Below are 11951 nucleotides of genomic sequence, written 5' to 3'. Positions count from 1 at the left end.
TAGTCAGTGGATTAAGGACTTTTTGTTCGTCCAGGTAAGTCGCCAGCTTACCGTGAAGATGCAGAAAATCTTCTGGTGACAGGCCGACAGTCCTTAAAAATTCTTCAGGCTTGTGTCTTGGTAATTGGGCATAAGGAGTCATGGCTATCCGTGTTTTCAGAGGTAGATCACTATTTTAACCTTATAAAGGCCAAATTCTATGTCGATTATTTAGGAAAGATGTCTATTAATAATAATGGCCGAATTAAAATCACACAGCATGGCAATATGCAGTTTATTGAGCTGGATAATATCGCCTTTTTTGCCGTTGTGTTCAATGGGGTCGTTTCGGCAAAATCTTGCCATAGTTGATGCGGGCTTCAGGGGAAGTAAATAATGTAGCATCGGAATGTAACAATCATTACATAATAGAAAGTCAGTGACGGCTATTTACAGGTTTAATTGTCGGAGAATCACCGGGCAGGGATGCCCGGGATTTACTCATGAGTATTATGGATACTCATGTTTTTAGGGGAGGGAGTGTCTATTTCTACTTAAACTGATTTACCATGCTGAGCAGGTACATCGCGCCTTGTTGCACCGGTATAAAGTTGTCTTGGTCGGCCAATTTTTTGATCGGGATCGGCTATCATTTCATCCCAATGTGCAATCCAGCCGACTGTTCTGCCCATGGCGAACATGGCAGTAAACATGTTGGTGGGTATGCCTAAGGCATGCAAGACAATACCTGAATAAAAATCGACATTCGGGTAAAGCTTTTTCGAGATAAAGTAATCATCTTCAAGCGCAATACGTTCAAGTTCAAGCGCTAATTTAAATAATTTGTCATCATGTAAGCCAAGTTCTGTGAGGACTTCATGACAGGTTGCCCGCATTAATATGGCGCGTGGGTCATGATTTTTATAAACGCGGTGACCAAAGCCCATCAATCTGAACGGATCGTTTTTATCCTTGGCCTTATTTATATAAGCGGGGATATGTTCAACATCATCAATTTCTATCAGCATGTTGAGTACGGCTTCATTGGCACCACCGTGGGCTGCACCCCAGAGACAGGCAATCCCGGCAGTAATACAAACGTATGGATTGGCACCGCTGGAACCGGCCAGGCGGACGGTTGACGTTGAAGCGTTTTGTTCATGGTCGGCATGAAGAATTAAAATTCTGTCCAGTGCGCGTACCAATACCGGATTAGGTATAAAGTCATCACATGGTGTTCCCAGCATCATCCGCATAAAGTTTTCCACATAATTCAGCTTGTTTTGTGGATACATAAATGGCAGGCCGGTGCTGTATTTATGGCACATTGCGACGATGGTCGGTACTTTGGCAATCAGCCGAATGGCACTTAAGTCACGATGTTCTTTGGATTGTATATCCAGTGCATCGTGATAAAAAGCCGACAAGGCACCCACTACAGCAACCATAATAGCCATCGGGTGCGCGTCACGCCGAAAGCCTTTGAAGAAGTTGGTCAGTTGGTCATGTACCATCGTGTGCATGGTAATAGTACCTTCAAACTCCTGCATTTGCGGGCTGCTGGGCAGTTCACCGTTCAGGAGTAAATAGCAAACCTCCAGAAAAGTACATTTTTCTGCCAGTTGTTCAATCGGGTAACCACGGTAAAGCAAGATACCTGCCTCACCATCTATGTAGGTGATGGTTGAGCTGCAACTGGCGGTAGACGTAAAGCCAGGATCGTAAGTAAACATGCCGGTTTGTTTATACAGGGTCTCGACATCTATTACATCAGGTCCCGTAGTTCCAGATAAAATAGGTAGCTCGCATAAAGTCTGAGCGTTCTCATTTAAGGTCATACTACGTGGATTGGTCATGGCTTTTCTCTCTATTTTAAAAACGGTATGGCACTATCGCAAGGTCAGATAGTTTAGGCGTGAGTAACATTAGCGATGGCTTGTTTTGCCAATTCAGTGACTTGTGCCCAGTTTTTCGATTTTACCGCATCCGCAGGAACCAGCCATGATCCGCCTACACAAGCGACGTTACTTAAGCTTAAATAGGCACTGTAATTTTCAGGGGAAATTCCACCAGTTGGGCAAAAAGTGGCTTGTGGAATCGGTCCTGCGATGGATTTTAGCATCGGAATACCACCAGCCGCTTCAGCCGGGAAAAATTTGAAATGATCAAGGCCATATTCCATACCTATCATTAATTCTGACAAAGTTGAAATTCCTGGAATCAAGGTAATATTTCCGGCTTTAGCGGCAGCCAGTAGCGTAGGCGTTAAACCAGGGCTAATGGCAAAAACCGCACCGGCATCTTCAGCCGCTTTTAATTGTTCGGGAGTCGTAATAGTGCCTGCACCAACAATCGCTTCTTTAACTTCTTGGCTAATAAGGCGGATGGCATCCAATGCGACCGGTGTACGCAGGGTTATTTCCAGTACTTTAATGCCACCGGCAACCAAGGCTTTTGCCAAAGGCACGGCATCTTCAAGATTTTGAATAACCATAACGGGCATGACAGGTCCGGCGTTTAAAACGTCTGTAGGTTGGATTTTCCAGTTGTTTGAATTCATTGTGTTATCCGGTAGTTTTGTAGGTTGGGTTAGCATGGCGTAACCCGACAAATAGGTTGAAAAGGCAGGTTATGCCTGCCTGATCCAACCTGTATTATTATTTTGAAGTTAATCAACAAGAAACAAGTTGGAAGCGCCTGTTTCAGCAGAAGATGCACCCAGACGGAAGCGACCAAACATCTCGCGTCCCATACCATAGTGATGGTTTTTGGCAGAATTGGGTGCCGGAATTCTGGCATTAAATTCAGCGTCATCAACCAATACATTAATATCGCCGGTTTGCAGGTTCATGGAAATAATATCCCCCGTTTGTACCTTGGCTAAAGGACCGCCGGATTCACATTCCGGACACATGTGGATAGCTGAAGGAACTTTGCCCGAAGCGCCTGACATACGGCCATCAGTAACCAGTGCAACCTTGAAACCTTTATCTTGCAGGACACCCAGTGGCGGTGTCAGTTTATGCAGTTCCGGCATACCATTGGAGCGAGGTCCCTGAAAGCGGATAACAGCGATAAAATCCCGTTCCAGTTCACCGCGTTTAAAAGCGGCAAGCATATCTTCCTGGTCATCGAATACGATGGCAGGAGCTTCAACGATTTGATGTTCCGGTGATACTGCCGACAGTTTGGATATACCACGACCCAAGTTGCCGTGCATAACATGTAAACCGCCACCGACAGCAAATGGTTTTTCTACGGTGCCGAGAACTTCAGTATCTAAAGACGTTTCCGGTACAGGTTCCCAGATTAATTTGTTGTCTATTAGTTTGGGTTCCTGGCAATAGTTGTTCATGCCTTGCTGATCAGCAACAGTTATAATATCTTCATGCAGCAGGCCGTTTCTTAACAACTCGGCAATTAATACACCCATGCCGCCAGCCGCCTGAAAATGGTTAACATCCGCAGGGCCATTGGGATAAATTTTTGTAATTAATGGAATCGCTTTGGATAGATGATTAAAATCATCCCAGTTAAGAACGATGCCTGATGCACGGGCAATAGCAATTAAATGCATGGTGTGGTTGGTTGAGCCACCCGTTGCCAATAAACCGATGACGGCATTGACGATGGCCTTTTCAGAAATCATATGGGCAATCGGGCGATAATCATCGCCCAGCGCGGTAAATTTTAAAACTTGTTTGGCTGCCGCTTTGGTTAATTCATCACGTAACGGTGTATAAGGATTAATGAATGAGCTACCGGGGAGATGTAAGCCCATAATTTCCATCATCATCTGGTTGCTATTTGCCGTGCCGTAAAAGGTACAAGTTCCAGGGCTGTGGTATGAGGCAGATTCTGCTTCCAGTAGCTCTTTACGACCGATTTTGCCGATAGCGTAAGCTTGGCGTGCGCGTGCTTTTTCTTTATTGGTTAAGCCGCTGGGCATGGGGCCGGCGGGGATAAATATGGCCGGTAAGTGACCAAAACTTAGCGCACCAATCAACAGGCCCGGTACAATTTTGTCACAAACGCCCATATAAATTGCGCCATCAAACATATTGTGGCTCAAGCCTACCGCAGTCGCCATGGCAATCAAGTCGCGGCTAAATAATGACAGCTCCATACCCGGTTGACCTTGAGTGATTCCGTCACACATTGCCGGTACGCCTCCAGCAACCTGAGCGACGCCACCTGCTTCCCTGATAGCGGCTTTGACTAAATCAGGCGCATCCTTGTAAGGTTGGTGGGCCGACAACATATCATTATAAGAGGTGATGATGGCGATATTGGCTTTTTGATCGCCGGTTAAATCGGCTTTCTCACTGGCACTGCAGGCAGCAAAGCCGTGAGCCAAATTACCGCAGCCTATTCCTGAACGAATAGGGCCTTTTTTAGCGATAGCATCGATATAGGTGATGTAGGCTGAACGGGTTTTATGACTACGCTCAATGATTTCTTGCGTCACTTTTTCAATTACGGGATGCATATTTTTTCCTGTTTTAGAGTTAGGCGGAGGCTTAGTTATTCTTCCCAGGCACGGCCATCTCTGGCAATCAGGGCAACCGAGGCGACAGGTCCCCAAGAACCGGCAGAGTAAGGCTTGGGAGTATCTTTGTAATGATGCCAAGCATCCTGTATAGAATCAACCCATGTCCAGGCTTGTTCAATTTCTTCGCGGCTAAGGAACAGGGTCGGATTGCCGCGCATGGCTTCAAGTACCAGTTTTTCATAGCCGCCAAAAATCCGGCTTTTTTTAAACGTATCAGAAAAGCTTAAATCCAGCTTGGTCTTTTGCAGTTTAATATGTTCGTCAATGCCGGGTATTTTATTAAGCATCTCAATTTCTACACCTTCATTCGGTTGTAGATGAATAATTAATTTATTAGGCGGCAATTCACGAAAGCTGTCTTTAAAGATATTGTGCGGCAACTGTTTAAAGTAAACCACAATCTCGGTGCGTTTGCCGGTTAAGCGCTTACCGGTGCGTAAATAGAACGGTACACCTGCCCAACGCCAGTTATCAATATCAACTCGCAAGGCGACAAAACTTTCTGTCGTGCTTTCGGTATTGGCACCGTCTTCTTCAAGGTAGCCTGGTACAGCCACACCTTTAATGTAACCAGCGCTGTACTGTCCGCGGACAGTTTTTTCTTCAACGTTGTTGCTGGTAATCGGACGCAGTGCTTTAAGAACCTTTATTTTTTCATTTTGAATACTGTCAGCTTCCAGATCAACAGGCGGCTCCATGGCAATAAAAGTCAGAATCTGTAACAAGTGGTTTTGCAGCATATCCCGTAACTGTCCGGTTTTATCGAAATAATCCCAGCGACCTTCAATACCGACTTCTTCAGCAACGGTAATCTGAATATGATCAATGGTGCTGTGATTCCAGTTAGTAGTGAAAATAGAATTAGCAAAGCGTAACGCCAATAAATTTAATACCGTTTCTTTGCCCAGGTAATGATCAATACGATAAACCTGTTTTTCAGTGAATACTTTTGCCACTTCATCATTAATTTCTATTGATGATTTAAGGTTATGACCGATAGGTTTTTCCATCACCATCCGCGAGTTTTCAGTCAAAATCTCTGATTTGTCGAGTCCTTGGCAAATGCTTTTAAATAAAAATGGCGATACGGCAAAGTAATTGATCATCACCCTTGATTGTTGATCAATCACAGCATTTAATTGCAGATATTGATCCGGTTGGGTTAGATCTATTTTCAGATAGGAAAGTCTGGCTGAAAATCGCTCCCATACTTTGCTGTCAATGCCATCGCTTAAAAATTCCTGCAAGCTTTTGTGTGCCAGTTCAATAAATCCTGAGCTTTTTATATCATGCAGGTCTACCCCGATAATACGGGTATCAGGTTCGATGAAATTAGCGTTTTCAAGGCGATATAAGGAAATGAGCAGCTTGCGTTTCGATAGATCACCCATGGCACCATAAATGACTAAATCACAGGGTTTAAATGTTTTTTTGGCTTTCATGTGTCGGTTATCGAGTAAAAAATTATAGGCTGAGTGTAAGAGAAACGCAGATTTTTTGCGAAATATTCAGGCATCATTATCGCAGAAATCGTTTTAAGATGCTGTATTGATTGCAATCCTTTTACTACCAAGTGATTGAGGTTGTTATTAATGCTGTTTGTACGCTTGATGCCGGTGTTGGTGTGTTATAGGCACGTAAATATTTCACTACAATAGTGATGAGATAGCCGGTATGCCTGAAATGGCGGCGTTACTCGGCATCGTATGGCTAACTGAGTATTAGTAGCGAATCGAAATTTTGTTGACAGGTCCTTTAAGTGCTTTTATAGTAGCGATTCACTACTAACATGTAAAAGGTAATTATTTATGAGTACTGCAATTTTTTATCATGCCGGTTGCCCGGTTTGTTTGGGCGCAGAGCAAATGGTCGCCGATGCCATTGATCGTACAAAATATCAGATTGAAGTTGTACATCTGGGTGACCATGCCGATCGAATAGCTGAAGCAGAAGCCGCCGGGGTTAAATCAGTTCCGGCATTGGTCTTAAATGACCAGGTTTTTCATATCAACTTTGGCGCATCCATTGATGATTTAAAGTAAATATAAGGGGGCGATATGATTGAAGAAGCACAAAAAAAAGACCTGTTCTGGTTATATGTCGGAGTGGCTATATTTGTAATAGTAACCGGCATTTTTATGATTAAACAAAGTGAGAATGACAAGTTTGCACCGATTAAGCAGCAATTAGACGAGGAAAATGCCCAAATGAATATCAGGGTTTTGAACTGATTTAAACCATTTTAATTGATTGGCATTAAGGTGATTCAAGAATAAATAACCCCAAATGGCGCCGCATTTTTGTTCATTGCCGAGGCGGAAAATAGGCGAGTAGATGGGCTACGTACCTATTTTGACAATAGAGGCAATGAATGACAAGACCAGTGTCATCTCAGCTTTAGCGCATTAAAATGATTTAGTAAAAACAATAATAATAACCGGGAGAAAAATTATGAGACTTAATTTACTGGGCCTGTTGGCAGTTTTGGCCTTTTTTTCAGGTACAACATCGGCAACAGAATATATTTACAGAGATCTTATGGCAAACACGAGGCCTTCACCGGGTTGTGCAGTAGAATCCGAGGCTGTTGCAACAGCTTCAAAGCCTTACAATATTAAAAGCTACAGTAAAAAGTTTTGTCAAACGCAGGGTTACGGTTGGCACGTTGAGGCAATCAAGGATAAAGGCAAGGTCGTTTGTGCGCCATGTAGTGATACTGATAGCGGTAAAAAACAATGTCATCTGGAAGATGTCGTTGTTGCCTGCAAGCTCATTAAGCCCGGTTCGGTAGGTATGCTACCGGGTAAAGGCTAGTAAGGCGAAACTTCTATGGCAATAGAATTTATCTGATGCTTAACCTGTAGGAAATTTTATAGTTGTTCCTACAGGTTGCTATTGAATAATGGTAAGGTGCCGGATAATGCTTTACATACAAATTCGACAAATAGGAAAACGACAGCTAAAACAACTGCCTTTGCCTAATTCACTGGTGATGTTTAAGTGAGCATCGTGGCGCATTAGTACGTGTTTGACAATAGCCAAACCTAAACCTGTTCCGTTTACTTTTTTGAGTCGCTTGGTTTCAATCCGGTAAAACCGTTCTGTAATTCTGGGCATTTCTACTTTTGTAATGCCTTCCCCCTGATCTTCAATAGCCAGTATTATAGATACATTGTCTTGATACCAGCGCACTTTTACCAGCGAGTTTTCCGGCGAATATTTGAGTGCATTACTTAATAAATTCGTAAAAGCACTGCGCAATTCCTGCTCTTCACCTCGAATATGTACAGCGGTTTCCAGTGTTAATTCAATTCGTCTTGACGCATTTTCCAGGGTATCGCCTTCTTTGCAAATTTGGCTTAATAACTCAGGTACGTTGACGCATTTTGTCTTTTTCTGTTGAGTTTCCAAACGAGCCAATAATAATAAATCATCAACAAGATGCTGCATACGCTCCGTTTGCCCCAGCATTTGCTGGAACGAGTTGGTTAATAACGGAGAGTTTTCATCATCCAGGTCTTGTAAGGTTTCCAGATAACCTTTTAACACGGTTAGTGGGGTTCTTAGTTCATGAGATACATTGGCCACAAAATCCTTACGCATCCGTTCCATTTTTTTTAGTTGCGTAACATCTTGCGCCAGCAGTAATCGCAGGCCTGCGCCATAGGGTATGATTCGTACTTCCAGAGTAATACGGTTGTCGACAGGCGACGGTAATATAACAGATTCTTTATAATCTCCGGATTTCAGATAACTGATAAATTCAGGGAAACGAATGAGATTAGGAATTCGTTGGCCTTTATCTGATTGCTGCAAACCAAAAACATCTCTCGCTGCTTTATTTGCCCAGTCTATTTCATCATCAATGCCTAAAACAATGGCAGCGTCAGGTAAAGCTTCGGTGGATTGACGAAACTGATCAATCATTTTACCCAGTTTCTTTTTGCGGCGTTTCTCATTCTTTTTAATACGATAAATATGGTAATAAATTTCTTCCCAAATACCGGTTGCCTTTGGATACTTGCCTCGCCCACCAGTACTTATCCATTTTTCAAACTGAGTAATCTGGATTATCTGACGCACAATGATGCCAAGCATTAGTAACAACAATATGGGTAGAAATACCCCCGTTACTGCGCCAAAAATTGCCGTCGCCAACAATAGCAAAAGCAATTTGGTTATCTCTTTTTGCCATATCCCCATAGTTCTTAATCCATCAGTGAAAACCGGTAACCAAAACCACGCACGGTTTGTACTAAATCTTCGCGCCCGTATTCCTCAAGAATTTTTCTTAGTCGTCGAATATGTACATCAATAGTGCGTTCTTCAATGTAGACACTACGTCCCCAAACCTGATCCAGCAATTGAGTACGACTGTAAACTTTATCAGGATGGGTCATAAAAAAATGCATTAATCGAAATTCGGTGGGACTTACTTCCAATTGCCTGTCGCCAATGCTTAGTCTGTGCTGTTCAGTATCCAGTATTAAATCGCCCAGGATAATTTGGGCCTGACCTTGTATTTTCCCACTTCTACGCAAAACAGCGCGAATGCGTGCCACTAATTCCTTGGGCGAAAAAGGCTTGGTCATGTAATCATCAGCACCAATTTCAAGGCCTCTAACTTTATCCTCTTCTTCGCCGCGTGCTGTTAATAATATAATAGGAATATCACGATAAACAGGTTCTTTCTTAAGGCGTCTGGCCCATTCAACACCGCTAATGCCTGGTAACATCCAGTCCAGCAGTATTAGATCCGGCAGGTTGTCATCCAATGCTTTCTGCGCATCTTCTGCATCGCCGGCAGCAATCGGTGCAAAACCTGACTGCTCAAGAATCATCATTAACATTCCTCTGATGGCATCTTCATCTTCAACAACGAGAACATTAAAATTAGACATAATTAGTATCTTGAATAAAAATTGGCTATTGTAACAAAGACCTTATTACTTCATTATGACAAAAGTTTAATATTCAGTCTTTAAAGATATAAAAAATTGCTTCCATAAACTTCGAGAAAGTAAATTTTCAGTCAGCTTGCGTAAACAATGATTTACAATAAAGCCATGTACAAAATTAAGTTTGATTGATCACACACTATAATGACAACGTCTAAAACTTACCTCACTGTGCCTTATGCACAAAAAGATGCAGTAAAAGCGCTGGGCGCCAAGTGGGATGCCGTCAACAAAAAATGGTATGTTCCTGTAAATATGGACAGTACTGTTTTTGCCAAGTGGCAACCTCAAACGGGCACTTTGGAATCATCTCCAATAATCAGTAAACCTGTTATTCGTAAGTCATCCACCACAGGTGCTTCTGCCAATAACACCGCAATTGGTACGATTACCCAGGCAACAGACAAAAATTTTGTTGCCTATAATGGCGATGAACCGCCTTGGGATTAAGAGATGTTTTTTCACAACATCGATCGGCTAACGAATCTGAAGAGTTAAAATGAGCACATTAAAATACCTGACTGGCTACCCTGTAACAATAACAGACCAGATCCATAGCCTTATCGATAATGATAAATTGGCCGGGCTATTATTAAAAAAGTACCCTGTTAGCCATGATATCAGAACTGACAAAGCACTTTATGGTTATGTCGTGGAGTTAAAGAATCAATTTCTCAGGCAATCCGGTCCGCTTAGCAAAGTTATTTATGATGACAAAATTGATGTGATCCATCAAGCCTTGGGACTACATTCTTTTGTATCCAGAGTTCAGGGCAATAACCTGAAAGCAAAAAATGAAATTCGAATAGGCTCGGTTTTTAAAAATGTTCCATTAGAATGCCTTAAAATGATTGTTGTGCATGAGCTTGCCCATTTAAGAGAAAAAGAGCACAACAAGGCCTTCTACAAATTATGCGAACATATGGAGCCGGATTACCATCAGTTAGAATTTGATATGCGACTTTATCTGACTTACCTTGATCGGGTTGGAAAGCTTTACTGAATATTGTTTTTCCAGAGGCTGTAGGGTTGTTTTTTTGGTAAGAAAAATATTACCCTGTCTTTTATTCATTTTCTGACAGTTGTTGAGTCAAAAATTTATCCAGTTGATTGGCAAATGCTTGTATATCTTTTGAGTTTAACGCAGAGGGTCCGCCGGTATCAATTCCGCTACCGCGTAAGGTATCCATAAAATCACGTATATTCAAGCGATCTTTAATGTTGTCCTCGGTATAGCGTTCGCCTCGATGATTAATGGCATGGCCACCTTTGCAGATTACTTCATACGCTAACGGAATATCCCCGGTAATAACTAAATCACCAGCACTTAAATTTTTGACAATGACGTTATCGGCTACATCGAAGCCCGAATGTACTTGCAGTAACTTTATATTGCGTGACGGTGGAGTTTGCAGGTATTGGTTAGCGACCAGCGTCGTCATTATTTTGGTGCGCTCGGCCACCCGAAATAAAATGTCTTTGAGCATTTTCGGACAGGCATCCGCATCAATCCATATTTGCATAACTTATTCTCATCAGTAAAAAAATCACCAAGTTTTCTGGTTGTCAGGTTTAGCTTTTTCAGTAAGGTTCGATTTTATCTGTTTATTCCGTTGAATGACATTTAGCGGTGTTGATTGTATGACAAGTCTTGTATAGACATGGGAGATAACAGATTTTTTATAATAAAAAAGTGGCACCAGTATTGGACTATTCGCTAGTGTGATGATCAAAATCTTATTGATTTAATGTTGAGCTGAGGCAAAATTGTCGTACGGTTTTGGTTATAGTGTTCAGGTATCTTGGGATGGGATTGATGTTTGCCAGAAATGGCAATACTATTTATGTACAAGGCATTTTAAACAAATGATTAAGCAGAAGGACGGCTGTGAAATTAAAACTTCCAAGACGTTTAAGCCCTGGAAGTTTTTAAAACAATTGGTTAAGCAATTTAACCAAAGACCACACTAGCATGAAATTTGCTCAGCTTTGATCCGTTTGCGATTTAAGTTAATGTTGCTGGCAATAGCCGCTGAGGCGAATAGTGTGGATGAGATGATAAATTCGCCTGAAACAAAGCCAACCAGGCCGATTATAAACATCGTTGCGGTTAAAATATCTTTTTGAAGATCATTCATGGGTAAGTTCTCTTATAAAGTTGAAAGGTTTTTTTAAACTACAACTTAACTATACAGAAGACCTTTATTGTTGACAATAACACTGGGAATATATGGATTGTTTCTTTATTTGATACATTAGGTTCATCAACTATTCATATGAGTATGAGTTTAAGCACGGCTTACTAAAGAATAATTGTTGCTGGTTAAGTAGTGTTTTACTCGATGTTCAAGTTTTTAAGCTTAGAAAAACAGCAGGAAAACGAGTAAGCCAATCAGTGTTAGAATTGGACGTATTTCAACAGCATGTTGATGCACGAACCTGCGCACTTTATAAAAAGTTTT

The 11951-nt window shown here is 41.9% G+C and carries 14 protein-coding genes; 6 read left to right on the top strand and 8 right to left on the bottom strand.

The features are described from left to right. Window positions 1–219 precede the first annotated feature (219 nt). Window positions 220–351 carry a hypothetical protein gene (locus N7974_RS19075; protein ID WP_262967136.1) on the top strand — a complete coding sequence of 44 codons (132 nt, stop codon included), beginning with the start codon at window positions 220–222 and terminating at the stop codon, window positions 349–351. Window positions 352–533: 182 nt separating this feature from the next. On the opposite strand, the gene gltA is transcribed toward N7974_RS19075, so the two are convergent. The 4 genes from gltA to zwf all read right to left on the bottom strand — a co-directional run bounded on the left by gltA (window position 534) and on the right by zwf (window position 5973). Continuing rightward, a complete protein-coding gene (gene gltA / locus N7974_RS19070; RefSeq protein WP_262967135.1) occupies window positions 534–1835 on the bottom strand; it encodes a citrate synthase in 1302 nt (433 codons plus the stop codon). A gap of 53 nt (window positions 1836–1888) precedes the next feature. Continuing rightward, window positions 1889–2539, bottom strand: a complete 651-nt coding sequence (locus N7974_RS19065; RefSeq protein WP_262967134.1) for a bifunctional 4-hydroxy-2-oxoglutarate aldolase/2-dehydro-3-deoxy-phosphogluconate aldolase — start codon at window positions 2537–2539, stop codon at window positions 1889–1891. A gap of 108 nt (window positions 2540–2647) precedes the next feature. Further along, the gene (gene edd / locus N7974_RS19060; protein WP_262967133.1) at window positions 2648–4468 is read right to left on the bottom strand and encodes a phosphogluconate dehydratase; all 1821 of its coding nucleotides are present in this window, start codon (window positions 4466–4468) and stop codon (window positions 2648–2650) included. A gap of 35 nt (window positions 4469–4503) precedes the next feature. Next, the gene (zwf, locus tag N7974_RS19055) at window positions 4504–5973 is read right to left on the bottom strand and encodes a glucose-6-phosphate dehydrogenase (protein ID WP_262967132.1); all 1470 of its coding nucleotides are present in this window, start codon (window positions 5971–5973) and stop codon (window positions 4504–4506) included. 366 nt (window positions 5974–6339) lie between these two features. Between zwf and N7974_RS19050 the strand changes: the two genes are divergently transcribed. The 3 genes from N7974_RS19050 (at window position 6340) to N7974_RS19040 (ending at window position 7345) form a co-directional block, all read left to right on the top strand. Then, window positions 6340–6573 (top strand): thioredoxin family protein, encoded by a 234-nt coding sequence (locus N7974_RS19050; protein WP_262967131.1) that lies wholly within the window; start codon window positions 6340–6342, stop codon window positions 6571–6573. Between the two features lie 15 nt (window positions 6574–6588). After that, window positions 6589–6762, top strand: coding sequence for a hypothetical protein (locus tag N7974_RS19045; protein ID WP_262967130.1), 174 nt, complete (start codon window positions 6589–6591; stop codon window positions 6760–6762). A 220-nt stretch (window positions 6763–6982) separates the two neighbouring features. After that, a complete protein-coding gene (locus tag N7974_RS19040) occupies window positions 6983–7345 on the top strand; it encodes a hypothetical protein (RefSeq protein ID WP_262967129.1) in 363 nt (120 codons plus the stop codon). A 111-nt stretch (window positions 7346–7456) separates the two neighbouring features. Here the strand turns inward: N7974_RS19040 and phoR are convergent, their stop codons facing one another. Both phoR and phoB read right to left on the bottom strand, forming a co-directional pair. Next, window positions 7457–8734, bottom strand: a complete 1278-nt coding sequence (phoR, locus tag N7974_RS19035; protein ID WP_262967128.1) for a phosphate regulon sensor histidine kinase PhoR — start codon at window positions 8732–8734, stop codon at window positions 7457–7459. A gap of 5 nt (window positions 8735–8739) precedes the next feature. Further along, window positions 8740–9432 carry a phosphate regulon transcriptional regulator PhoB gene (gene phoB / locus N7974_RS19030; RefSeq protein ID WP_262967127.1) on the bottom strand — a complete coding sequence of 231 codons (693 nt, stop codon included), beginning with the start codon at window positions 9430–9432 and terminating at the stop codon, window positions 8740–8742. Window positions 9433–9633: 201 nt separating this feature from the next. Between phoB and N7974_RS19025 the strand changes: the two genes are divergently transcribed. Both N7974_RS19025 and N7974_RS19020 read left to right on the top strand, forming a co-directional pair. After that, entirely contained in the window at window positions 9634–9939 is a 306-nt protein-coding gene (locus N7974_RS19025) for a DUF5710 domain-containing protein (protein ID WP_262967126.1), read from the top strand. Between the two features lie 49 nt (window positions 9940–9988). After that, window positions 9989–10492 (top strand): M48 metallopeptidase family protein, encoded by a 504-nt coding sequence (locus N7974_RS19020; RefSeq protein ID WP_262967125.1) that lies wholly within the window; start codon window positions 9989–9991, stop codon window positions 10490–10492. 61 nt (window positions 10493–10553) lie between these two features. On the opposite strand, the gene N7974_RS19015 is transcribed toward N7974_RS19020, so the two are convergent. Then, window positions 10554–11012: a YaiI/YqxD family protein gene (locus N7974_RS19015; RefSeq protein ID WP_262967124.1), complete on the bottom strand. Its 459-nt coding sequence runs from the start codon at window positions 11010–11012 to the stop codon at window positions 10554–10556. A 444-nt stretch (window positions 11013–11456) separates the two neighbouring features. After that, complete coding sequence (locus N7974_RS19010; RefSeq protein WP_262967123.1) at window positions 11457–11627, bottom strand: hypothetical protein; 171 nt, start codon at window positions 11625–11627, stop codon at window positions 11457–11459. Window positions 11628–11951: the final 324 nt, after the last annotated feature.

Origin of the sequence: Methylobacter psychrophilus, from assembly GCF_025583945.1 — a bacterium.
Taxonomy (GTDB): Bacteria; Pseudomonadota; Gammaproteobacteria; order Methylococcales; family Methylomonadaceae; genus Methylobacter_C; species Methylobacter_C psychrophilus.
The sequence above is the reverse complement of the archived record's forward strand: the minus strand, read 5'-3'. Positions and strand labels throughout refer to the sequence as shown.

What these genes read in the sequence shown, in the direction of transcription:
- N7974_RS19075 (WP_262967136.1), top strand. Translation starts at nt 220, where the DNA reads ATGTCTATTAATAATAATGGCCGAATTAAAATCACACAGCATGGCAAT.
- gltA (WP_262967135.1), bottom strand. Translation starts at nt 1,835, where the DNA reads ATGACCAATCCACGTAGTATGACCTTAAATGAGAACGCTCAGACTTTA.
- N7974_RS19065 (WP_262967134.1), bottom strand. Translation starts at nt 2,539, where the DNA reads ATGAATTCAAACAACTGGAAAATCCAACCTACAGACGTTTTAAACGCC.
- edd (WP_262967133.1), bottom strand. Translation starts at nt 4,468, where the DNA reads ATGCATCCCGTAATTGAAAAAGTGACGCAAGAAATCATTGAGCGTAGT.
- zwf (WP_262967132.1), bottom strand. Translation starts at nt 5,973, where the DNA reads ATGAAAGCCAAAAAAACATTTAAACCCTGTGATTTAGTCATTTATGGT.
- N7974_RS19050 (WP_262967131.1), top strand. Translation starts at nt 6,340, where the DNA reads ATGAGTACTGCAATTTTTTATCATGCCGGTTGCCCGGTTTGTTTGGGC.
- N7974_RS19045 (WP_262967130.1), top strand. Translation starts at nt 6,589, where the DNA reads ATGATTGAAGAAGCACAAAAAAAAGACCTGTTCTGGTTATATGTCGGA.
- N7974_RS19040 (WP_262967129.1), top strand. Translation starts at nt 6,983, where the DNA reads ATGAGACTTAATTTACTGGGCCTGTTGGCAGTTTTGGCCTTTTTTTCA.
- phoR (WP_262967128.1), bottom strand. Translation starts at nt 8,734, where the DNA reads ATGGGGATATGGCAAAAAGAGATAACCAAATTGCTTTTGCTATTGTTG.
- phoB (WP_262967127.1), bottom strand. Translation starts at nt 9,432, where the DNA reads ATGTCTAATTTTAATGTTCTCGTTGTTGAAGATGAAGATGCCATCAGA.
- N7974_RS19025 (WP_262967126.1), top strand. Translation starts at nt 9,634, where the DNA reads ATGACAACGTCTAAAACTTACCTCACTGTGCCTTATGCACAAAAAGAT.
- N7974_RS19020 (WP_262967125.1), top strand. Translation starts at nt 9,989, where the DNA reads ATGAGCACATTAAAATACCTGACTGGCTACCCTGTAACAATAACAGAC.
- N7974_RS19015 (WP_262967124.1), bottom strand. Translation starts at nt 11,012, where the DNA reads ATGCAAATATGGATTGATGCGGATGCCTGTCCGAAAATGCTCAAAGAC.
- N7974_RS19010 (WP_262967123.1), bottom strand. Translation starts at nt 11,627, where the DNA reads ATGAATGATCTTCAAAAAGATATTTTAACCGCAACGATGTTTATAATC.